This is a genomic window from Pseudoduganella sp. SL102 (genome assembly GCF_027856995.1).
Lineage (GTDB): Bacteria > Pseudomonadota > Gammaproteobacteria > Burkholderiales > Burkholderiaceae_D > Rugamonas > Rugamonas albidiflava.
Genome location: NZ_CP115554.1, coordinates 4,503,455 through 4,525,452 on the forward strand (window position 1 = coordinate 4,503,455; position 21,998 = coordinate 4,525,452).

Sequence of the window (21,998 nt, forward strand, 5' to 3'; positions counted from 1 at the left end):
CTTCAGTCTTCCAGCAAGCCCTGGTGCCTGGCCTCGTAGATCGCCTCGGCCTTGGATGTTACCTGGAGTTTCCTGTAAATACGGCGCACGAAGGTCAGCACCGTGTGACGCGAGACCGAGATCAGCTCCGCGATTTCATCGGCGGTGAAGCCCTTGGTGATCAATTCCAGGACCTGCTGCTCGCGGGCCGACAGCGGAGGCCGCGATGGTTTCGGCAATGACGGCAACGGCGCCGGCACCACGGGATTCTTTTCTCGAAAGCGCATCAGGATCTGGCGTGCAATGATCGGGCTGATGGGACTGCCGCCCAGATGCAGGCTGCGGATCTCCACGACCATGCTGTGCGCCGCGCTATCCTTGAGCAGGTAGCCGCTGGCACCGGCTTCCAGCGATTGCATCACATGCATTTCATCGCCAAAGACAGTGCACACCATGATGCCGCAATCCGGCTGCTTCAAGTGTGCCGAATGGATCACATCGATGCCTGAACCGTCCGGCAAACCCAGATCGACCAGTAACACATCGATGTGCAGCACGTCGAGCAGCTGCATGCCCTGCGCACGCGTGCTGGCGACCGCCAGCAATGTCATGTCGGGTGCGCCATCGATCATATGCCGCACCATGTGCTGGAAATTGACATCGTCTTCCACGAGGACGACCTGGATGACGCCGTTGCTGGACGTTGTGTGCATGAGGAAGCCGAAAGTCGGCGCGGGGCGGGCCTGAAAGAGTGACGCCCGTGCGCGCCAGGCACGGTGCGGGTTCCCCATCATGCCACATCCCGTGTCATTCACCGACAGGGAAAGCTGTTTCCGTGTCACCAGTTCTGGGGACAAACGCCGTGTCGCCAGTTGTGGGGACAGACCGCGGCCCACCCCGGAAATACAATCGGTCCACTCGACGAAAACCGGGGAAACACAAGCGCGATCATGAACCGGGCAACATCGATTGATCGACCAGCGCAACGCTCGTCGATCAATCCCCATGATCCTGTCGATGCGTATTTTCATTATCTCGGCCGCACGCCCGACCGGTCCGCCAATTTGTCCTGACTAACCGAGGAATCAACATGCAAAGCACATTCGAGGAATACGTGACAACCGCCACAGCCGCCGGTAGCGTTCCGGCCGACGATGGCCTGGAGGCTGTCGAAGCAGCGTCAATGGACGGCCCAGCCAGCGTCTTTCAAGGGTACGACTCGTTCATGAGCGCTATCCGCAGCGCTGCTGTCACGGGGACGACCAGCTCCACGGGCGCGAGCAGCGCCATGACCTACACGATCTGTACGACGATGGAGGAGATCAGCAATGCGCTGTCGATTTCCGCATCGGTCTCGGCATCATGCGGATTCGGTTCAGTCGATGCAAAATCCGAGTTTGTCAGCAAACTGAAGGTAACGCGCACCAGCGTTCACCTGGTTGCGTATGCAAAAGCCGTTACACAAGGCACTCAATTCGACAGTGTTTCACTCAAGATCACCGCGCCGGACGATGCCAGGACCTTTTTCAGGATCTACGGCGACAGCTTTGTCAGCGCCATCGAGCGGGGCGGCGAATATGCCGCCGTATTCTCCTTCCAATCCAGGACCACGGATGAACAGACCGACGTCCTGACCACGTTGAATGTCAATGGCATCAGTACGCAGGGCACCATCGAGGCTTCCCTCCAGGTCAACCTGCAAAATGCCTTCAGGAATATCGAAACGACCAAGTCGTTGACGCAATTCGTCCGGGGCTCGACAGCCAAGGCGCCGGATGCCGACGATATCGTCCAGTTCGCACTGGATTTCCCATCGAAGGTTTCCGCCACCGACCTCGTCACCTTGTCCTATGCCACGTCCAGTTATGTCAGGGTTCCGGATTTTCCGCCGCCGCTGATCGATGACTTCCTGACGATCCAGGATAACGTCGCGCTGTTCGTCGGCACCCCCGATGAGCCCGGTTTATCGGTCCTGTTTGCAAAGGCCAATAGCCTGGCCGCCAGCGTCACGGAACTCGAGGATCTTTACCAGTTCTACGCGTACCGCGGCGATACTAAACTTACCGAGCACAAGAAACTGCTGCTGTCGGATATCCAGACCCTGAAGACTATGTTCAAGCAAATGGAGAAAGACCCGACCAAGGAATACACCAACCCCGACTTGAACTCCAGTGGCTGGACGCCGCCGGTCCTCAATTACACGCTTGGCACCACCTCCTTGTCCGGCGGCGGCGGCGATCATTTTTTCAGCGACGTATCGGCGGACCACGTTCGCCAGAAAACCAGGATTGCAGAGATTGTCGGATGGGGCGGAAATGTGATCGATTCCATCACCACCACGTATTCCAGGGGCGGAATCATGCATAGAATGGACCGGCGCGGCGGCGATGGAGGCGATAACCAGAGCACCTTGACCTTGCAACCGAACCAGCGCATCACCAGTATCCAGACAAGATTCGGTAATGTGGTGAACTGGATATCCTTCAAGGGCGCGGATTTCGAAGTCACTTGCCCGGCCGACCCCCAGGGCTGCGATGGACAAGGCTACTGGACCGAGCCGGCAGACGAGTGCACGCGACTGCTGGGATTCAGCGGTTCGTTCGGGAACGTCCTGGATCACCTCGAGGCCGTCACCGTGCGATTCTCGCCGGCGACATTCGGCCCCGCGTGAACCGGTGCGGCGGGCAGCGAAGGAACAGGTGCAAGGGTGATCCTGCCCGCCGTATCTCACGTTTACGCTATCCCGGCACCAGGTCGTCGAACGAGGCACTGCTGCTGCGGTGCAGGGCCGCGTACATGCCGCCCCGCGCCAGCAGTTGCCGGTGGTTGCCCTGCTCGACGATGCGGCCGCCGTCCAGCACCACGATCAGATCGGCGTCGCGGATGGTGGCCAGCCGGTGGGCGATGATGATCGTCGTGCGGCCCTGGCGCAGCACGTTCAGCGCGCGACCGATTTCCTGTTCCGTGAAACTGTCGATGTTGGCGGTGGCTTCGTCCAGGATCAGGATCTTCGGCGACGCCAGCAGCGCGCGCGCAAAGCTGAGCAGTTGCCGCTGGCCGACCGACAGGTTGCGCCCGCGCTGGCCCAGCTGCGTGTCATACCCCTGCGGCAGCGCGGCGATGAAGCCGTGCGCATGCACCGCCTTGCAGGCATCGATCACCTGCTCGCGGGTGGCGCCGGCCAGGCCGTAGGCGACGTTGTCGGCCACGCTGCCGCTGAACAGGAACGGCTCCTGCAGCACCATGCCGACGTGCCGGCCCAGCGAATCGAGCGCCAGTTCGCGCACGTCGCGCCCGCCCACCGCCACCGAACCCTGCCAGGCGTCGTAGAAGCGGTGCACCAGCGCGGCGATGCTGGTCTTGCCGGAGCCGGTCGGCCCGACCAGGGCGACGGTCTGGTACGGCGCGATCCGCAGGTTCAGGTCATGCAGCACCGGCTGGCCGGGCCGGTAGCCGAACGTCACGTGCTCGAACGCCACCGATGGCGGTGCATCCGTCCACGCCGCCGCGTCCGGGCGGTCTTCCAGCGTGACGGGCACTTCCAGCACTTCGATGATGCGCTGGCCGGACGCCATGGCCCGCTGCATCACCGTGTACTGCATGGCCAGCGTGCGGATCGGGTCGAAGCAGCGCTGCACGCAGAAGATGAAGGCCAGCATGACGCCGACGTCCTGCTCGCCGGCCAGCACGGCACGGCCGCCCACCACGACCACCACGGCCATCGCCAGTCCCGTCAGCAGGTCGACGGCCGGCATCATCACCTGCGACACCAGCGAGGCACCGGTCTGCGCTTCCAGGTTCTCGCGCGCCCGTTCCTCGTAGCGCCGCAGGTTGACGGCTTCGCGCCGGTTTTCCTGCACGGTGCGGATGCCGTTGATGTTTTCCGCGAGCGCCGCGTTCACCGAGGACGACGCCTCGCGCGACCGCGCGAACACCCGTTTCGCCCAGGGCAGCCACGCGTGCCGCAGCACCAGCAGCGCCGGCACCACGCCCAGTGTCAGCAGGCCTAGCTGGAAGTCCATCGCCAGCAGCAGGATCACCAGCCCCGCCAGCAGGAACAGCTCGCCCAGGGCCGTGACGGAGGTTTCCATGAATTCCTGCAGCGCGTTGACGTCGCCCTGCAGCCGCGCCATCAGCCGGCCGACATGCGTCTGGTCGAGGATGGCCAGCGACACGCGCTGCAGGTGGGCAAACATGGCGCGGCGCAGGTCGAAGATCACCCGCTGCGCCAGCCGCGCCGCCAGCCATTCCTGGAAGAAGGTCAGTATCGCATTCACCACGACCAGCAGTGCGAACGCCGACAGCACCGTGTCGAAGGCATGCGCCGACCGTCCCAGCGCGCTGTCGACCGCGTGCCGGATGGCGACCGGGATCAGCACCTGCACCACCGTGTAGAGCAGCACGAGCAGCACGACCACCGCCAGCATGGCGCGGTGGCCATGCATGAATTGCCACAGCCGCGCCGTCACGCTGCGGTCGAAGCGGGCGAAGACTTCCTCCTCCTGCCCGCGCACATCGTCATTCACGAAAGCGCTCATGTGCCCACTCCCGCCAATGGTTCGTCCATTTCCGGCGCGCCGTCGTGCTGCCTGTCGTATTTTCTGTCATACCGTCGGTCGTTCCGGGCACCGTCCAGGCCGTCGCGCGCCGTGCGGTGCTGCAGCGCCCACAGCTCGGCATAACGGCCGCCGGCCGCCAGCAGCGACGCGTGGTCGCCCCGCTCCACGATCGCGCCGCCATCGAGCACGATGATGTGATCGGCATGCCGCAGCGCGCCGAGGCGGTGGGCGATGATCACGGTGGCCGCGTCGCGGCAGGCTTCGCGCAGCGCCTCGCGCACCCTGGCCTCGGTGACGGGGTCGATGGCGGCGGTGGAATCGTCCAGCACGACCACCGACGGGTCGCCAACCAGTGCCCGGGCGATCGTCATCCGCTGGCGCTGGCCGCCGGACAGTGCGGCGCCCCGTTCGCCGACGCGCGTGGCATAGCCATGCGGCAGCCGCGCGACATGGTCGTGGATCTGCGCGATGCCCGCGGCGGCCGTCACGGTCGCCGCGCTGGCGTCAGGCGATGCATAAGCCACGTTGTCGTGCACCGACGTATCGAACAGGAAGTTCTCCTGCTGGACCAGCGCCACGTCGCGGCGCAGCGAGGCCAGCGAGACGTCGCGCACGTCACGCCCACCCAGCGTGACCCGGCCGCTGCCGGCATCGTAGAAGCGCGACACCAGGTGCGCGATGGTCGACTTGCCGCTACCCGGGGCGCCGACGATGCCGAGCACCTGCCCCGGCGCCACCGTGAAACTGACATCGCGCAGCACCTCCCGGCCGCCTTCCACGTAGCGGAAACCGACGTTCTCGAAGCGCAGCGTCTTTGGCCCCGCCGGCAGGTGCGCCGCGCCGGGGCGGTCGGCGATCTCCGGCACCGCATCCAGCACTTCGAACAGCCGCGCGCCCGATCCCGTGGCGCGCGCGCTGGAATTGACTACCATGCCGACCTGGCGCAGCGGCTGCTGCAGGATCGTGATGAAGGTGAGGAACTCGGTCAGCGCGCCGACCGTCAGTTCGCCCGTGGCCACGCGCCGCCCGCCCACCCACAGCACCAGCGCCAGCGACACGTAATAGAAGAACGTCATCAGGCTGATCGATCCCATCCGCTCGGTGATGCGGGCGTTCGACAGCCGCAGCGCGCGCCGGGAGATCTCGTCGAAGCGCGCCAGTTCGGCCAGGCTCGAATGAAAGGCGCGCACCACCCGCACGCCCTGCAGGTTTTCTTCCATCCGCAGCGTGAGCTCGGCCATCATTTTCTGCAGGCGTTGCCAGCTGGCGCGCAGCCGCACGGCGGCACCCGCGGCGATGGCCAGCACGAACGGCACGAAGGACAGCGCCAGCACGCCGAGGCTGGCATCGACACTGAGCAGCCGCCACGAGCCGACGCCCAGCAGCAGCGCCAGGGTAATGGCGCGCAGCACGCCGAATTCAAAGAAGGCGCGCACGCCTTCCAGGTCCAGCATGCCACGGGCGATCAGGTCGCCCGTGTGGATGCGGTCGTGATAACCGAACGACAGCTGCTGCAGCTTGTCGAAGAACGCCAGCCGCAGGTCGTAGGCCACGCGCTGCGACAGCGTTTCCCCGCAATATCCCTGCAGGCCGGTCAGCGTGCCGCGCATGGCGCACGCCGCCACGATGAGCAGTGCCGTCCAGGTCAGCGCCTGTCCGGCATCGGCCAGGGTTGCGCCACCAGGGTGACCCGCCTGGTCGACGGCCTGGCCCAGCAGCCGGGGCATGACCAGGTTGAAGACCGCCGCGCCGAGGGCACACGCCACCGCGGCGGCGCAGCGCCACGGATGCCGCAGCGCCAGCCGCAGCAGGCGCCCCAGCACGCGGGGCATCGCGTGGACGTCGACGTATTCTGAAAACTGCGCGGGAACCTGCGCTGAAGACTGCGGCGATGCGGATGGTTCGGGTGCCGCCGCCGTCATGCCCGCGCCACCCGGCCCGTCACCGGATAGGCCGGGTCGGTATAGCCGGGCGTGCTGGGGTGCCCGGGCGGCACCAGCCGGTCGAACAGCGCCTCATCCTCGGCGGTGAAACGGTAGCGCAGCGCGGCACGGTAGTTGCGCCACTGGTCGAGCGTGCGCGGGCCGCCGATCGCGGACGACACAAGCCGGTTGTTCGATACCCAGGCAAACGCGAACTCGGCGGTCGTGATGCCGCGCGCCTGCGCCGCTTCGCCGATGGCCTGGGCCAGCGCCAGCGACTCCGGCCGCCACTCGGTCTGCAAGGCACGCGTATCGTTGCGGGCGATACGGCTGCCCTCTTCCGGCGCCGCGCCGGGACGGTACTTCCCCGTCAGCACGCCGCGCGCCAGCGGGCTGTAAGGCACCACGCCCAGGCCGAAATGGGCGGCGGCCGGCAGGTGTTCCACTTCCGGCATCCGGTTCGCCGCGTTGTAGTAAGGCTGTGTGACGACGGGCCCGGCGATGCCCAGCTGCCGCGCCAGGTGCGCCACCTCGGCGATCTGCCAGCCCTGGAAGTTGGACAGTCCGTAGTAGCGGATCTTGCCCTGGGCAAGCAGGTCGCCCAGGGCGCGCAAGGTTTCTTCCAGGGGTGTCAGCGCATCGGGGCGATGCAGGTAATAGATATCGATGTAGTCCGTGCCCAGGCGCGCCAGGCTTTGTTCGGCCGCGTGCAGCACGCGGCCGCGCGACAGGCCCGACTGGTTCGGCCCGTCGCCGGCCTTGTGGCCGACCTTGGTCGCCAGCACCCACTTGTCGCGCCGCGCGGCGATGGCCCGGCCGGCCACGCGTTCCGATTCGCCGCCGTTGTATACGTCGGCCGTGTCGATGAAGTTGATGCCGTGTTCATGCGCATCGTCGATGATGGCGCGGGCCTCGGTCTCTCCCGTGGCGCCGCCGAACATCATCGTGCCGAGGCACAGCGGAGAGACGCGCAGGCCGCTGCGCCCCAGTTGGTTGTAGTCGCTCATTGCTATCCTTGCACCCTGTCCTTGATTGTCATGATCATGCCTTCGCCAGCCACACGTTGGCGAAGTTGTTGCGCGTCGGGTACGGGAGTTCGTCCGCATTCCGCAAACGCCGGTTGTACACCGAGAAGAAATACACTTCGAGCAGCGGCAGCACCGGCAGTTCGGCCTGCACGATCTGCTGCACGCGCTTGTAGTTCACCTTGCGCAGGGCGGGGTCGGCGCCCGAGCGGGTCGGTTCCAGCAGCGCATCGATCTCCTTGTTGCTGTAGCCGGACACCTTGCTCCACGGGACGCCGCGCCGGTCGCCGCGCTGGCCGAAGCGCACGTCCAGGCTGGCCTGGGGATCGCGCGACCAGCCGCCCCACGTGCTGATCACCTGGAACTTGCGGTCGGTGAACACGTCGCGCGTCCACGTCGACAGGTCCTTGCCGCCGAGCGATGCATCGATGCCTACCTTGCGCAGCGCCTGCCGCACGAACTCGCCGGTACGCCGGTAGTCGTCGCCGAACGGAATGAAGTCGTGGGTCAGCTTGAAGCGCCAGCCGCCGGCCTTGCGGGGGAACCCGGCGGCGTCCAGCAGCTGTTCGGCGCGCTTCGGATCGAACGGATACTTCGGCACGTCCTTCGTGAAATACTCGGCCACGCCGGATGGCACCGGCGCATCGAGCGGTGCGCCGAAGCCGCCCCACACGGTCTTCACCAGCGCCGCGCGGTCGATCGCATGGGCGATGGCCTGGCGCACCGCCAGCTTGCCGACCAGCGGATCGCGCAGGTTGAACTCCAGCCAGTACGAATTCGGCTCGTACTGCTTCGTGTCGATCACCAGGTCGCGGTGGCCTTTCAGCCGCGCCACGTCGCTGAACGTGATGGGATTGCGCGCGGCGAAATGGGCCGCGCCGGTTTCCAGCGCGGCGGCGCGGCTGGCCGAATCGTTGATCACCTTCCAGACGATGCGGTCGAGGTAGGGCTGGCCGGCGATGTAGTAGTCCGGATTGCGTTCCAGGACGATGTGGCTGCCGCGCTGCCATTCCTTGAAGCGGAACGGGCCCGTGCCCACCGGCCTGTTGTTGTGCGGATTGGTGACGATATCCGTGCCTTCGTACAGGTGCTGCGGCAGGATCTGACCGGCGCTCTGGCCCAGGTAGCGCATCAGGATCGGCCACTTCTCCTTCAGCCTCAGCACGATCGTGTGCGCGTCGGGCGCCGTCACCCGGGCGACCGCGTTGGTGATGGTGGAGAACTGCAGCGGCCAGATCTTCTCGATCGAGAACTTGACGTCGCCGGCATCGAACGGATGCCCGTCGTGCCACTTGACACCCTTGCGCAGCCTGATCGTGATGTCCAGGCCGTCGGCCGACTGTTCGGCGGAAAGGCCGAGGCGCGGCAGCAGCTCATGCTGGTTTCCCTCGACGAACAGGCGGTCGTAGATCTTCGACGTGACCAGCGAGATCGGATTGGCGCCGTTCAGGTGCGTGGCCAGCGTGGCCGGTTCGGGGAACGCGATCGCCACCAGCGTGCCGCCACGCACGGGCGTCTCCGGCGCGGCCAGGGCGGCGCCGGGGAACATGCCGGCGGCCAGGGCGGCGCCGCCGAACCGGAACAGCCGGCGGCGCGAAGGATCGGCCAGCGCGGTCAATACAGGATTGTCGGATCGCAGCATCGGCGCCCTCCTCACAGGCCTGCCGCCAGCCGGGGCTGCGGCAGCTCGCCCGTCAGGGGTTCCGGCCCTTCCGGCATGGCCTTCGGCTGGTTCGGCTGCTCGGCCCACTTCGGCCGGCGCAGCGGCACCTTGTCGTTCACGTAGTAATTGCCGACATCGAACAGGCGCCAGCGCACCGGATCGTGCAGCGTGTGGGTGCGGGCGTCGCGCCACAGCCGGTCCAGGCCGTGGTCCGGCGCCGTCGAACGTGTACCCGCCAGCTCGAACAGTTTATTGGTGATCAGCAGCGCGCTGTGCGTGCTGGCCGCCCGCACTTCCGAGACGGCGATCGCGGCGCGGGTCCAGTCGGCCGCCAGGCCCGTCGCGTAAGCCTTGTCGACCAGCAGGCCGGCCCGTTCCAGCAGTGCTTCGGTACCGTGCAGGGAAACGGCCAGGTCGCCGATCTCGCGGATGCTCAGCTGGTCTTCCTCCCACACCGCCTCGGCCGGCGCATCGTCCGCCTTCGGATTGCGCTGGCGGATGAAGGCCACCGTGGCCTCGAAGGCGGCGCGGGCGATGCCGGTATCGATCCCGGCGTGCATGATCTGGCCGACCGGCCCGACCGGCTTCACGTGGTCGGCATTGACCGAATGGGGCACCAGCCATTCCGGCTTCAGGTACGCGTTGTCGGCGATGACCGTGCCGCTGGCCGTGGTGCGCTGGCCGAACGACGCCCAGTCGTCGACGACGCGCAAGCCTTCGGCCGTGCGCGGGTAGATCGCCAGGAAGTGGCGCTTTTCCTCGTCCGCCACCGCCACCGGCACCCAGTCCGCGAACAGCGCGCCGGTCGAATAGTACTTGCGGACATCGACCCGGTAACCCTCGCCGTCGCGGCGCAGGCTGACCTTGCGGTCTTCCGGCCGGCGCACGTCCGGCTCGACCAGCGCGTTGCCGAAATGGTCGCCGGCCAGCACGCGCTCGAAGAAGAATTGCTTCTGCGCCGCGCTGCCCTCGTGCCGGACGATCTCGAGGATGAAGTAATGGTTCTGCGGGATCTGGCCGATCGAGCCGTCCGCCGCGGACAGGATCGCGAATACCCTGGCCAGCGTGGCATAGGAGACCCCGGCGCCGCCGTACTCGCGCGGCACCGTGATGCCCCACAGCCCGCTCAGGCGCAGCTGGCGCAGCTCGGCCACGGGCAGGCGGCGCTCGCGGTCGCGCAGTGCGGCGCCGGGTGCGAAGGCGGCTGCCAGCGCCGTGGCCACGTCGATCGCTTCGGCGTCGTCGCGGATCACGTGCACGCGGCCCTGGCCGATGGCGGTGATCGAGGCGTGCGCGCCGGATTGTTCGGTACTCTTCGCTACCGTGGTCGGCAGGGTATTCAATGCTTCGTTGCTCATCGTCGGTCCAGTCCAGTCCAGTTCAGTTCGGTTCAGTTCAGCTTAATTGCGCAGTTTCGGGTTGAAATAGTCGTTCAGCGCGTCGCCCAGCACGTTCAGGGCCCACACCGTCAGCATGGTGGCGGCGCCGGGGATGGCGATCATGTACCAGCCGGTGCGGATCGCCTCGCGGCCGGTGCCGATCATGGCGCCCCAGCTCAGCGCGTTCGGATCGCCCAGGCCGAGGAACGACAGGCTCGACTCCAGCAGGATGCAGCCGGCCACCACGATCGAGGTGCTGACGATGATCGGTGTCAGCGCATTCGGCAGGATGTGGCGCAGGATGATGCGGGCGTGGCTCATGCCCGCCGCCAGGCCGGCCTGCACGTATTCTCGGTTGCGCAGCCGCAGCACCTCGGCGCGCACCACGCGGGCGGTATGCACCCATGACGTGACGCCCAGCGCCAGCACGACCACCCAGATCGACGGTTCCAGCACGGCCACCAGGATGATCGCCAGCAGGAAGCGGGGAACGATCTGGAAGAAATCCGTCACCCGCATCAGCGCGTTGTCGGCCCAGCCGCCGCAGTAACCGGCCAGCGTTCCCACCACCACGCCGATCAGCAGCGTCAGGCCGGCCGACGATGCGCCGACCAGCAGCGAGACGCGGGCGCCGTGCGCCAGGCCGGTGGCGATGTCGCGGCCCATCAGGTCCGAGCCCAGCGGGTGGGCCCAGTCCTGGCCCGGCCACAGGTACGGCGTGGCGACCATGTCGTGCGGATCGCCCGGAAAGAATACCGGCGCGGCCACCGCGGCGAACAGCACCAGCAGCAGGATGGCCAGGCCGGCGGCGGCGGAAAGGGGAATCTTCATTGTTCGGCTCATTTGCGCAACTCGATGCGGGGGTCCAGCGCGGCGTACAGGATGTCCAGCAGCAGGCTGGTGGCCATCACCAGCAGGGAGCTGAGGAACAGCATCGACAGCAGCAGGTTGGTGTCGCGGTTGACCACCGCGTCGTAGGTCAGCTTGCCCAGGCCAGGCCACGAGAACACCGTCTCGATGACGATGCTGCCGGCCAGCAGTTCGCCGAAGTGGCCGGCGATCAGGGTCAGCACCGGCAGGATGGCGTTGCGCAGCGCGTGGCGGAACACCACCACCGGCTCCGACAAGCCTTTTGAGCGCGCCGTGCGGATATAGTCTTCCTGCAGCGCGTCGACCATCGACGCCCGGGTGAAGCGGGCGTACACGGCGATCGAGTAGACCGCCAGCGTGGTGGCCGGCAGTACCAGGTGCCACAGCACGTCACGCGCTTCGCTCCAGCGCCCCTGCGCCTCGATGCCCACCTCGCGCATGCCGTCGATGGGGAACCATTGCAGCGTGACGCCGAACAGCACCACCATCATCAGGGCCAGCCAGAACACCGGCACCGAGTAGCACAGCGCCATCAGCGCGGACACGGCGCGGTCCAGCCGGCCGTTGCGCCAGCGCGCGCACAGCACGCCGAGCAGCACGCCGATCACGACGGCCAGTGCGAGGCTGGTCAGCCCGAGCAGCGCGGTGGCGCCGACCCGGTCGCCGATCAGTTCGGCCACCGGGGCGCCGAAGCGGTGCGAGTAACCCAGGTCGAATGTGAACAGGCGGCCCAGGTAGGCCAGCAGCTGCATGTGCAGCGGCGCGTCCAGGCCGAACGAGGTGCGCAGTTGCGCCACCTGGTCTTCGACGATGGCGCCCTCGACCTGTGCCGACTCGGCGGCCACCACTTCGGCCAGGTCGCCCGGCGCGGCCTGGATCAGGATGAAATTGAGGATGCAGATGCCCAGGATGACGGGCACGAATTGCAGCAGCCTGCGCTGGATATAGGCTCTCATAACGACGCTTTCACAAGGGACACTCTCATGCGGTTCATTCAGGCGGTGCGGACGGCCAGTGCCCCGTCCAGCGGGATCGCCGGCGGCTCGGGCCAGGCCGGCGTGGCGGCGATCAGCGTGCGGGTATAGGGATGCTGCGCGCCGGTGAACAGTTCGTCGCGCGGCAGCGTTTCCACCGCTTCTCCCTTCTGCATCACCATTACGCGGTCGGCGATGTAGTTGATCACCGACAGGTCGTGCGAGATGAACAGGTACGACAGCCCGAACTCGTGCTTCAGGTCGACGAACAGGTTGAGGATCTGGGCGCGCACCGACACATCCAGCGCGGACACCGGTTCGTCGCAGATCAGCAGCTTCGGGCGCAGGATCAGCGCGCGGGCGATGCCGATGCGCTGCCGCTGGCCGCCGGAGAACTCGTGCGGATAGCGGCGCGCCGCGGCGGCCGGCAAGCCGACGGCGTCGAGCATCGCCGCGACCCGGCGCTGCCGCTCGTTCCGGTCGCGCACCTTCTGGACCACCAGCACTTCGTCCAGCGCGTCGCCGATGCGCAGGCGCGGGTTCAACGACGCGTACGGGTCCTGGAATACCATCTGCACATTGGCGCGGTGCGGGCGCAGCGCGCGGCCGGTGAGCGGCGCGATGTCGGTGCCGTCGAGGATTACCTGGCCCGCGACGGCGCGGTTCAGGCCGACGATGGTCTTCGACAGCGTCGACTTGCCGCAGCCCGATTCGCCGACCAGCCCGAGGGTTTCGCCACGGCCGATCTGGAACGAGACATCCTTTACGGCGGAAATGGTGCCGTAGCGGGAAGAGTATTGCGCCACCAGGTTGCGGACGTCGAGGACCGGCAGCTGGTGGATGGCGGCCGGACGCGGCGCCGGCTGCCGTTGCTCCTGTTCCGTGAAACTGAAGCTGCGTTCGCCGGCCGCATCGACGGCATGGCGGATCTCGGCCAGCTTCACGCGGCTGTAGTGGCAATCGGCATCGACATGCAGCGAAGAGTCCAGCAGGCCCTGGCTGTAGCGGTGGCGCGGCGCGAAGAAGACCTCGTCGCGCGTGCCCTCTTCCACCTTGCGGCCGTGCTGCATGACGGCCACCCGGTCGGCCCACTGGCCGACGACGGCGAGATCGTGCGTGATCAGCAGCAGCGACATCGACAGCTGCCGGCGCAGGCTGGCCAGCAGCTCCAGCACCTGGGCCTGGATTGTCACGTCGAGCGCGGTGGTGGGTTCGTCGGCGATCAGCAGGCGCGGTTCGCAGGCGACGGCGATGGCGATCATCACACGCTGCCGCTGTCCGCCGGAAAGATGGTGCGGGTAGTCGTCGACCCGGCGCTGCGGCTCGGGAATGCGCACCAGGTCGAGCAGTTCGATGGCGCGGGCACGGGCCGCCGCGGCGCCCAGCCTGCGATGGCGGCGCAGCACTTCCTCGATCTGCGTGCCGATCGTCAGCACCGGATTGAGCGACGTCATCGGCTCCTGGAAGATCATGCCGATCGCGTTCCCGCGCAGGTCGCGCAAGGCACGCTCCGGCGCCGCCAGCAGGTCGCGCCCTTCGAACAGGATCGCGCCATCGACGCGCGCCTGGTGCGGCAGCAGGCCCGCGATCGCCCCGGCCGCGGTCGACTTGCCGCAGCCGGATTCGCCGACCAGTGCCACCACTTCGTTGCGATGCACGTCCAGGTCGAAGCCCTGGACCGCCGCGCCGTTCGGATACCACACGTCGAGCTTGCGCACCTGCAGCAGCGGTGCCGCGGCGTCGTTACCCGCCTGGTGCCAGGGTGCCGTCATTTCCATGTGCGGAACCTCGCTGCGTGGTGGTTGCCGGGCAGGCGCGCGCGGCCGGCGCCGAACAGTTTTTCGCGCAGCGTGCCTTCCTTGTACGAGGTCTTGTACAGGCCGCGGTTTTGCAGCTCGGGGATGACCAGTTCGATGAAGTCGCGGTAGCTTTCCGGCGCCACGGTGCGGGTCAGGTTGAAGCCGTCGAGGTCCGTTTCGGCGACGATCCGCTCGATCTCGTCGGCCACCTGCGACGGCGTGCCGACCACGGGCGGCTGCTGCGAGCCGAAACGGCGCGCTTCGAGCAGCTTGCGGCGCGTGGTGCCCGCCGCCAACCGGCCGGCACGCGCCTCGCCGACGCGGCGCAGGCGGTCCGGATACAGCGCCTCGAGCTTTTCCTCGGTGATTTCCTCGTCCAGGCCGAAGCGGTTCAAGTCCACGCCGGTGCCGCTGACCATGTGCGCCAGCGCCCCCTCCGGGCTGGAATAGCCGCGGTACTCCTCGAATTTTTCCCGCGCCGCCTTTTCATTGGTGTCGACTACCACGGTGAGGCCGGAGAGGATCTTGACGTCGTCGCGCTCGCGGCCCGCCTCCACGGCCTGGCCGCGGATCGTGGAGACGATCTTCGCCAGCGCGGCGCGGTCCGGGCCACCCGTGAACACGCACTCGGCGTGGCGGCCGGCAAACGCGTTGCCCCGCTTCGATGCCCCTGCCTGGTACAGCACCGGGGTCCGCTGCGGCGACGGTTCGGTGAGGTTGTAGACGTTGTCGATCTTGTAGAACGGGCCGTCGTGGCTGACCCGGTGAATCTTCGCCGGGTCGGCGTAGACGCCGCGCTCGCGGTCAGCCAGCACGGCGCCGTCTTCCCAGCTGCCTTCGAGCAGCTTGTAGAACGCGTCCATGAAGTCGTCGCCGCGGTCGTAGCGGTCGTCGTGGTCGTGCTGCTGCTTCAGGCCCACGCCGCGCGCCGCGCTGTCCAGGTATCCGGTGACGATGTTCCAGCCGATGCGGCCGCGGGTCAGGTGATCGAGAGTGGCGAAGCGGCGGGCGAACAGGTACGGGTGCTCGTACGTGAGGTTGGCGGTGACGCCGAAGCCGATGTGCTTCGTGGCCTGCGCCATCAGCGGCACTACGTAGCTCGGGTCGTTGACGGGCAACTGCACCGCCTCGCGCGCCGTGACGTCGATGCCGTCGCCCAGCACATCATAGACGCCGACGATATCGGCCAGGAACACCGCGTCGAACAGGCCCTTCTCCAGCAACTGCGCCAGTTCGATCCAGTACTCCGGTTTGCGGTAGTCGACGGAATTGTCGCGCGGATGCTTCCACAGGCCGTGGTGGATATGGCCCACGCAGTTCATGTTGAACGCGTTCAGGCGAATCTGCTTCGCAGTTTGCTTCGTCAATTGGTGCTCTCCGCTGTCATCACCGGGCCCAATGCCCAGCCGCAATGCAGCGTACCAGCGCCCCTTGCGAACCGAAACGAACCATTTCGCAGTTGGTAATGCGGCGTTTCGTCATAAGCAAAGCAGCCGCACTGCTAAGCACCGATGCGCTCGCAAAAGATTTCCTCAAACCGGGGTCCGACCCTAATGCCGCTTGGTTAAGCGTTATCCAACCCATTGAAAGCGCATGCATTCACCCCAACGGCGAAGGGCTGGGGTCAGACCCGCCGGGTCTGACCCCGGCATTTGCACTTGGGGTAGGCTTATCTAAACGGCATTAGGGTCAGACCCCGTTTTCTGGAAACATTTCCTGGAATCGGGGACAGTCCCCATTTTTTGGAAACTTTCGCCAATTGACTCCTTGCCCATATATCCCTACACTGGCTATTGGTTGCGCTAACAATGATAATGCCGGGGGAAGCGGATCATGGTACCGGCGCCCCACAAAGACGGAGAATGATAGCGTTGATATACGCTACCAAGCCCCATCGGACAGCGCAGCGAGACAACTTGGAGGATTCGTGAAGCATGTACCCCATGGGCGGCCGCTGGCTGCCCGGTTCGCACGCCCGTTGCTGGCGGCCCTGTGCCTGGCCGCGCTGCCGGCCACCGTCATGACCGTCGCGGCGGCACCGCTGGAAGCGGCTGACAAGCAGTCGCCGCGCCAGCGCATTCCATTCAATGACGGCTGGAAGTTCCACCTGGGCGACCCGGACGGCAATTCGGCGCCCTACCTGTACGACATCCGTCCCGAAGTGAAGGAATCGGCGGATGGAAAAGTGGCCGATGCGATGCCGGAAGAAGCGGCGCGCATCGCGCGCGGCAACGCGCCGCTGCTGAAACCATGGGTCCTCCCGACCGGCAACGCCTTCATCAAGGACCCCGCGAAGCGCCACGCGCGCCCGGCCAGTGAACCGGCCATCGATGCGCCTTATGCGAAAGCCGGTTTCGACGACAGTGCCTGGCGCGCCGTGACGCTGCCGCACGACTGGGCCATCGAAGGCCCGTTCCTGACCACCGGCCCGTATGGCGGCATGGGCCGCCTGAAGACATGGGGCCCGGCCTGGTACCGCAACAAGATCACGGTGACCGGCGCCGATGCCGGCAAGCCGGTCTTCCTCGATATCGACGGCGCGATGGCCTATTCGTCGGTCTGGATCAACGGCAGGCTGGCCGGCGGCTGGCCCTACGGCTACAACTCGTTCCGCATCGACTTGACGAAGTACCTCAAGCCGGGCGACAACCAGCTGGCGATCCGCCTCGACAACACGCCGGAATCGGCGCGCTGGTATCCCGGCGCGGGCCTGTACCGCAATGTCTGGCTGACGAAGACCGCGCCGCTGCACGTGGGCCAGTGGGGCGTGCAGGTGCGCACGCCGAAGGTATCGAAGGAGTCGGCCCAGGTGGCGTGGAACGTCACGCTGGACAATGCCGGCGGCGCGCCCGCCGCGGCCGACGTGACCACCGAACTGTATGCGCTGGACGACAAGGGCCGCATCACCGGCAAGCCCGTGGCCACCGTCGTGTCGCCCACCACGACAGTCGCGCCGGGCGCCAGCGCCACCGTGGCCGGCGAGACCACGCTGAAGAACCCGCGCCTGTGGGGTCCGGTGCCAACGCAGAAGCCGAACCGCTACACGGCCGTCACCACGGTGCGCCAGAACGGCCGCGTGATGGACCGTTATGAAACGCCGTTCGGCATCCGCGAGCTGCGCTTCGACGGCGTCAAGGGCATGTATATCAACGGCGAGCACGTGCCGATCCGCGGCGTGAACAACCACCACGACCTGGGCGCGCTGGGCGCCGCCTTCAATGTCCGCGCCGCCGAGCGCCAGCTGGAGATCATGCAGGAGATGGGCATCAACGCGGTGCGCATGAGCCACAATCCGCCCGACCCGCAATTGCTGGAACTGACCGACCGCATGGGCATCCTGGTGCAGAACGAGGTGTTCGATTCATGGGAGCGCAAGAAGACGCCGCTCGACTTCCACCTCATCTTCCCCGACTGGCACGAGCAGGACCTGCGCTCGATGCTGCGCCGCGACCGCAACCACCCGTCGATCGTGATGTGGAGCGTGGGGAACGAAGTGGGCGAGCAGTACACCGGCGAGCATGGCGCGGCGATCGGCCGCAAGCTGGTCGGCATCGTGCACGAGGAAGATCCGGATGGCCGCCCCGCCACCACGGCGATGAACTGGGCCAAGCCGGACATGCCGCTGCCGGCGACGATGGACGTGATCAGCCTGAACTACCAGGGCACCGGCATCCGCACCCTGCCCGGCCAGTTCCCGGCGTTCCACGAGAAATTCCCCGGCAAGGCGATCCTGCACACGGAAAGCGCCTCGGCCCTGTCGTCGCGCGGCGAATACCAGTTCCCCGTGCCGGGCGCGCTGAGCGCCGCGGTACGTCCCGGCGCCGGCGGCGATCCGAAGACGCAGCAGGTCTCGGCCTATGAACTGTTCGCGGCGGACTTCGGCAGCTCGGCCGACCGCGCCTTCGCCTCGCTCGACCAGAACCCGTACACGGCCGGCGAATTCGTCTGGACCGGTTTCGACTACCTGGGCGAGCCGACGCCGTACTACGGCGCGCGCAGTTCGTATTCCGGCATCGTCGACCTGGCCGGCTTCAAGAAGGACCGCTTCTACCTGTACCAGGCGCGCTGGCGCCCGGAGCTGCCGATGGTGCACATCCTGCCGCACTGGACGTGGCCCGACCGCGTCGGCGAAGTGACGCCGGTGCACGTGTTCACGTCGGGCGACGAGGCCGAGCTGTTCGTCAACGGCAAGTCGCAGGGCCGGCTGAAGAAGGCCCCCTACGCCTATCGCCTGCGCTGGGATTTCGTCGCGTATGAACCCGGCACCATCGAGGTGGTGGCCTACCGGGAGGGCAAGGAATGGGCCCGCTCGTCCGTGAAGACGGCCGGCGCGCCCGCCGCGCTGCAGGCCAGCGCCGACCGCGCCACCATCGCCGGCGACGGCAAGGACCTGTCGTTCATCACCGTGCGCGTGGCCGACAAGGCCGGGCTGACGGCGCCGCGCGCCAGCAACGCGGTGCGCTTCACGGTCGAGGGCCCCGGCGAACTGGTCGCCACCGACAACGGCGACCCGACCAGCTTCGTGTCGTTCCAGTCGCCGCAGCGCGCGGCCTTCAACGGCCTGGTGCTGGGCATCGTGCGCGCCAGGCCCGGCGCCAGGGGGCCGATCACGGTGCGCGTGACGGCCGACGGCTTGCAACCCGCCACCGTCGCGCTGCGCAGCACCGGCCGCTGAACCGGTTCGCCGGAGCGCGCCACGCTGGGTGGTGCGGTTGTATTTTCCGTCACGTTTTGTCATGCTGTGCCCCGCGGTGCTCCACACCACCGCAGGGACTTCCATGACCGCCGATGCCACCACTTCGCCACGCCTGACCCGCACCGCCTTCCTGGCCGGTGCGCTGAACCTTTGCCTGTACCCGGTGCTGACCACGCTGGCCGGCAACGCCATCCTGCTCGGCCTGGAACAGGCCCGTGAAACGCTGGTGGCCTTTGGCGAGCCCGATGGCGCGGGCACCGCCGATCCGCTGGCCTCGCCCAGCTATGCGCTGTTCATCGCCGCCCTGGCCTACTGGGCCTTCGCCAGCTGGTACTGCGCGCGCATCATGCTCGGCAAGCGTTTCCCGCGCGACCGCCTGCGGCCCTGCATCGACGAGCGCTTCGCCGATATCGCGTCGCGCTGGCTGCCGCGCCTGCTGGGGCTGCTCAGCGTGGTGCCGATCACCGTCTTCTTCGTGCTGGCCACGCCTTCGCCGCGCTACTGGGTCGCGCCGGCGGCGCTGGCCTTCACCTTCCTGGGGCTCGTGGTGTTCCGGCGCCACCTGCCGGCCGCGCACGCCGGCTGGTCTTGCCGCGACGACGATCCCTACCCCCGCTTCGCCAGCCTCAGTCGCGGCGCCATTGCCACCGTGCTGGCCATGTTCGCGATTTCCTTCGGCGTGCTGCTGGCCACCGTGGCCGGCCGCGAAACCGCCGCCCGCGCGATCGGTTCGCCGGCGCTGGTGCTGATCGCCCTCGGCTCCTGGACACTGTTCGGCAGCGTCGTGCTGACCTATTGGCCACGCAGCGGCGGCTGGCCGTCGCTGGCGCTGCTGCCGTTCGCGCTGGCCTTCGTGCTGTCGTTCTTCAATGAAAACCACTTCGTGGCGGGCGACGGCGTGCCGGCCGGCAGTGGCGCCCGCCCCGCCTTCCCGGAAGACCTGGAGGCGTGGAATGCCGCCCGCGGAGCACGGGGCGACGATCCGATCTACCTGATCGCGGCCGCCGGCGGCGCCTCGCGCGCCGCGTTCTGGACCGGCGTGGTGCTGACCAACCTGGAAAACCAGGCGCGCCTGCGCGACCGCGAATTCGCCCGCAACGTGTATGCGGTCAGCGGCGTGTCCGGCGGCAGCCTGGGGCTGGCCGCCTACGTGGCCGCGCTGGCGGCCGAGCGCGAGACCGGGGCCGATGGCAGCGGCCCGCTGGCGCCGCGCCCGACCGACTTCCTGGCCCGCGACTTCCTCGCGCCGGCCGTGGCGCAAATGCTGTACAGCGACACCATCGCCCGCTTCCTGCCGTGGCCCTGCATCGCCTGCGACCGCTCGCGCGGCCTGGAAGAAGCCTGGGCGCGCGACTGGGGCCGCCACAGCCCGGCACAGGCATCCTGGTTCACGCAGCCGCTGCGCGCGGCGGAGAGCACGCCGAGCGTACTGCCACGCACCATCTTCAATACCACCACGGTCGGCGACGGCCGGCTGGTGGTGCAGTCGGACCTGCACTTCGTGCCGACCGATGCCTACGACGTGTTCGACGGCACGCTGGCCACGGCGCGCCTGACGCGCGCCGGCGCCATCCACAACTCCGCCCGCTTCACCTATGTCAGCCCGGCTGCGGCGATCCGCCACGCGGACGGCGGCACGGTGTGGGACTACGTGGTCGACGGCGGGTACTTCGAGAATTCCGGCGTGGCCGCGCTGAATGCGATGATCGGCAAGCTGCAGGGCGGCACGCCGGCCCAGCAGGCGCTGGCACGGCGCATCGTCGTCATCGTCATCGAGAACGATCCGGCCGGCAGCGCGCAATGGATCTGCGATCCGAAGCCGCAGCCCAGGTCGCGCAAGCTGCCGATCGCCATGGAGCTGAGCGCGCCGGCGTTCGCGCTGTACCAGACACGCACCGCACGCGCCCACGCGCTGGAAGCGGAAACCATCCGCCTGCTGGGCGGCTGCGCGGCCGGCCGGGTGATCGAACTGCGCTACCCGGAAGCGGACCGCAAGCGCCCCGGCCACTTCGGCGCCGGCCTGCTGAACGACGACCCGCCGATGAGCTGGTTCCTGAACGCGGCCAGCCGCACGCGGATGGCGACGGTGCTGTGCAGCGACGGCCGCTGGGATCCGCGCGACCTGCTGGCCCGCGAATGGCGGCGCGCGCTGGGCTGGATCGACCGGTCGGCGGAACGGCCGGGCACGCCGCGCGGCGACGCGTTCGCGCCGGCCGACACGACGCTGGCCTGCGGGCGCCGCCAGGGTAATTAAGGCGCGATACCCTTGCCGGTGGCGGCCCACCAGATGCCGCCATACAGGTGGTCCAGGTACTGCGGGTTGCGGTACATGTTGACGTCGTGGCCCAGCGCGGTGACGAACACGCGGGCCTTGTTCGCACCATTGCCCCCCCCCACATGGTGATACCAGCTGACCGGGTGCTCGGCGCCCATGCCTTTCGCCACCTGGCCAGGCCAGATCCTCGTCGGATCGTAGCTGCGTTCATCCACGTTCAATACGGGCCGTATCGCCACGTTGTGCGGGTTGGCCAGCTCGTACCACTCGTCGCTCCAGATCCAGCGCGCGGGTACCCCGAAGGTGGCCGGGAACGTTGGGTCGACGGTGCGCACCACGGCCGTCTGCATCATCGGGTGGATCGTAAACGAACGGCCGACCAGCTTTTCGTACCACGGCCATTTGCCTGGCGGGATGATGATGGCCCGGTGCACGATGGCGACATTGCCGCCGCCGTTCACGTATTCCTCGAATTTCCTGCGCTGCGCCTCCGAGAATTCCTCGCCGGAAGTATTGAGCAGCACGATGGCGGCATACTGTTTCAGGTCGCCGTCCAGCGCCCACAGCTGGGTCGCATACGTCATGCCGAACGCGTGCAGCTTGCCCAGCTGCTCGAAGCTGTCGCGCGCGACCGGGATGTATTCGTAGTGGTACTTGTTCGGCGCCGCCAGCACCAGGAGCTTGAATTGCGGATCGGCCCAGGCGGGATTGCACAGGGCAAGACAGCTGGCCAGGATGGCGGGAAGGAACGGGCGCATGGGCGAACAGTCGGGCTGACCGGAGTGGAGGACGCCACAGCATAGCGCAATGCCTTCATCCGCATCAACGATGCTGTTCACTGCGCTCATGGTCGATGC

14 protein-coding genes are annotated in these 21,998 nt (G+C 67.3%); 3 read left to right on the plus strand and 11 right to left on the minus strand.

From position 1 onward, the window contains the following. Nucleotides 1-2 precede the first annotated feature (2 nt). Nucleotides 3-692, minus strand: a complete 690-nt coding sequence (locus OU994_RS19105) for a response regulator transcription factor (protein WP_281611669.1) — start codon at nucleotides 690-692, stop codon at nucleotides 3-5. Nucleotides 693-1,069: 377 nt separating this feature from the next. On the opposite strand from OU994_RS19105, the gene OU994_RS19110 reads away from it, so the two are divergent. Continuing rightward, on the plus strand, nucleotides 1,070-2,650 hold the full coding sequence (locus tag OU994_RS19110) for a jacalin-like lectin (RefSeq protein WP_281607191.1): 1,581 nt from the start codon (nucleotides 1,070-1,072) through the stop codon (nucleotides 2,648-2,650). Between the two features lie 67 nt (nucleotides 2,651-2,717). On the opposite strand, the gene OU994_RS19115 is transcribed toward OU994_RS19110, so the two are convergent. Genes OU994_RS19115 through OU994_RS19155 form a run of 9 tightly spaced genes read right to left on the minus strand, consistent with a single transcriptional unit; the run spans nucleotide 2,718 to nucleotide 15,537 of the window. Then, nucleotides 2,718-4,517: an ABC transporter ATP-binding protein gene (locus tag OU994_RS19115; RefSeq protein WP_281607192.1), complete on the minus strand. Its 1,800-nt coding sequence runs from the start codon at nucleotides 4,515-4,517 to the stop codon at nucleotides 2,718-2,720. After that, nucleotides 4,514-6,460 (minus strand): ABC transporter ATP-binding protein, encoded by a 1,947-nt coding sequence (locus OU994_RS19120; RefSeq protein WP_281607193.1) that lies wholly within the window; start codon nucleotides 6,458-6,460, stop codon nucleotides 4,514-4,516. Before OU994_RS19120 ends, OU994_RS19115 begins: the two co-directional genes overlap by 4 nt. Continuing rightward, the gene (locus tag OU994_RS19125) at nucleotides 6,457-7,467 is read right to left on the minus strand and encodes an aldo/keto reductase (RefSeq protein ID WP_281607194.1); all 1,011 of its coding nucleotides are present in this window, start codon (nucleotides 7,465-7,467) and stop codon (nucleotides 6,457-6,459) included. The genes OU994_RS19120 and OU994_RS19125 overlap by 4 nt, the downstream gene beginning before the upstream one ends. Before the next feature lie 34 nt (nucleotides 7,468-7,501). After that, nucleotides 7,502-9,127: an ABC transporter substrate-binding protein gene (locus OU994_RS19130; RefSeq protein ID WP_281607195.1), complete on the minus strand. Its 1,626-nt coding sequence runs from the start codon at nucleotides 9,125-9,127 to the stop codon at nucleotides 7,502-7,504. An 11-nt stretch (nucleotides 9,128-9,138) separates the two neighbouring features. Beyond that, nucleotides 9,139-10,506, minus strand: a complete 1,368-nt coding sequence (locus tag OU994_RS19135) for an SfnB family sulfur acquisition oxidoreductase (RefSeq protein WP_281607196.1) — start codon at nucleotides 10,504-10,506, stop codon at nucleotides 9,139-9,141. Nucleotides 10,507-10,548: 42 nt separating this feature from the next. Beyond that, on the minus strand, nucleotides 10,549-11,358 hold the full coding sequence (locus tag OU994_RS19140) for an ABC transporter permease (RefSeq protein ID WP_281607197.1): 810 nt from the start codon (nucleotides 11,356-11,358) through the stop codon (nucleotides 10,549-10,551). Between the two features lie 8 nt (nucleotides 11,359-11,366). Beyond that, on the minus strand, nucleotides 11,367-12,353 hold the full coding sequence (locus OU994_RS19145; protein WP_281607198.1) for an ABC transporter permease: 987 nt from the start codon (nucleotides 12,351-12,353) through the stop codon (nucleotides 11,367-11,369). A 38-nt stretch (nucleotides 12,354-12,391) separates the two neighbouring features. Then, nucleotides 12,392-14,149 (minus strand): ABC transporter ATP-binding protein, encoded by a 1,758-nt coding sequence (locus OU994_RS19150; protein WP_281607199.1) that lies wholly within the window; start codon nucleotides 14,147-14,149, stop codon nucleotides 12,392-12,394. Beyond that, entirely contained in the window at nucleotides 14,140-15,537 is a 1,398-nt protein-coding gene (locus OU994_RS19155) for an LLM class flavin-dependent oxidoreductase (protein ID WP_281607200.1), read from the minus strand. Before OU994_RS19155 ends, OU994_RS19150 begins: the two co-directional genes overlap by 10 nt. A gap of 560 nt (nucleotides 15,538-16,097) precedes the next feature. Here OU994_RS19155 and galB point away from each other — a divergent pair. Next, on the plus strand, nucleotides 16,098-18,845 hold the full coding sequence (gene galB, locus OU994_RS19160) for a beta-galactosidase GalB (RefSeq protein ID WP_281607201.1): 2,748 nt from the start codon (nucleotides 16,098-16,100) through the stop codon (nucleotides 18,843-18,845). A gap of 103 nt (nucleotides 18,846-18,948) precedes the next feature. Further along, nucleotides 18,949-21,120, plus strand: coding sequence for a hypothetical protein (locus OU994_RS19165; RefSeq protein WP_281607202.1), 2,172 nt, complete (start codon nucleotides 18,949-18,951; stop codon nucleotides 21,118-21,120). Here the strand turns inward: OU994_RS19165 and OU994_RS19170 are convergent. After that, nucleotides 21,117-21,899: a ThuA domain-containing protein gene (locus OU994_RS19170; protein WP_281607203.1), complete on the minus strand. Its 783-nt coding sequence runs from the start codon at nucleotides 21,897-21,899 to the stop codon at nucleotides 21,117-21,119. The two genes, OU994_RS19165 and OU994_RS19170, sit on opposite strands and share 4 nt — an antisense overlap. Between the last annotated feature and the right edge of the window lie 99 nt (nucleotides 21,900-21,998).

Coding starts and splice junctions, on each gene's coding strand:
- OU994_RS19140 (WP_281607197.1), bottom strand. CDS start 11,358: ATGAAGATTCCCCTTTCCGCCGCCGCCGGCCTGGCCATCCTGCTGCTG.
- OU994_RS19150 (WP_281607199.1), bottom strand. CDS start 14,149: ATGGAAATGACGGCACCCTGGCACCAGGCGGGTAACGACGCCGCGGCA.
- OU994_RS19170 (WP_281607203.1), bottom strand. CDS start 21,899: ATGCGCCCGTTCCTTCCCGCCATCCTGGCCAGCTGTCTTGCCCTGTGC.
- OU994_RS19110 (WP_281607191.1), top strand. CDS start 1,070: ATGCAAAGCACATTCGAGGAATACGTGACAACCGCCACAGCCGCCGGT.
- OU994_RS19115 (WP_281607192.1), bottom strand. CDS start 4,517: ATGAGCGCTTTCGTGAATGACGATGTGCGCGGGCAGGAGGAGGAAGTC.
- OU994_RS19105 (WP_281611669.1), bottom strand. CDS start 692: ATGCACACAACGTCCAGCAACGGCGTCATCCAGGTCGTCCTCGTGGAA.
- OU994_RS19120 (WP_281607193.1), bottom strand. CDS start 6,460: ATGACGGCGGCGGCACCCGAACCATCCGCATCGCCGCAGTCTTCAGCG.
- OU994_RS19135 (WP_281607196.1), bottom strand. CDS start 10,506: ATGAGCAACGAAGCATTGAATACCCTGCCGACCACGGTAGCGAAGAGT.
- OU994_RS19125 (WP_281607194.1), bottom strand. CDS start 7,467: ATGAGCGACTACAACCAACTGGGGCGCAGCGGCCTGCGCGTCTCTCCG.
- OU994_RS19165 (WP_281607202.1), top strand. CDS start 18,949: ATGACCGCCGATGCCACCACTTCGCCACGCCTGACCCGCACCGCCTTC.
- OU994_RS19130 (WP_281607195.1), bottom strand. CDS start 9,127: ATGCTGCGATCCGACAATCCTGTATTGACCGCGCTGGCCGATCCTTCG.
- OU994_RS19145 (WP_281607198.1), bottom strand. CDS start 12,353: ATGAGAGCCTATATCCAGCGCAGGCTGCTGCAATTCGTGCCCGTCATC.